Origin of the sequence: Staphylococcus coagulans, assembly GCF_002901995.1 — a bacterium.
GTDB classification, from domain to species: Bacteria; Bacillota; Bacilli; order Staphylococcales; family Staphylococcaceae; genus Staphylococcus; species Staphylococcus coagulans.
In genome coordinates this window covers 1-407 of the sequence record NZ_PPQN01000043.1, presented here as the reverse complement: position 1 = coordinate 407, position 407 = coordinate 1, and the positions used below count along the sequence as shown (strand labels likewise).

The 407-nt window shown below is 41.0% G+C and carries 1 protein-coding gene; it reads right to left on the bottom strand.

Translation table 11 applies throughout. The features are described 5' to 3' along the window. On the bottom strand, positions 1–407 hold a 407-nt coding region (locus tag CD118_RS09415), incomplete at both ends, for an MSCRAMM family adhesin SdrC (protein ID WP_240621927.1).

The window sequence follows — 407 nt, the reverse complement described above, 5'->3', positions numbered from 1 at the left end:
TTAACATTCGTAAACTGGTAGTGACCTTGCGCATCACTTTGCGTTTCTGCCACAACTTCACCTTGTTCATTTTTCAATGTTACAGTGACATTCGCTAACCCTGTTTCACCTTCATTTTGTACACCATTGTGATCACCATCTTCCCATACGAAATCTCCAATTGTGTAGGTTGGTTCTTCTGGGTTCCAGTTCTTCAATGGGAAGAAACCTGCATCAATACTGTTGTCGTCTTTAGTCACTTCGATTTTCGCTACTAAACCGTCGGAATCTTTTTCTGTATTTGCTGTTGTATGCTTACTTGTCGCTTCGTAACCTTCAGGCGTTGTGAATATCACTTCATATTTGCCTTTTTTAACATTCGTAAACTGGTAGTGACCTTGCGCATCACTTTGCGTTTCTGCCACAAC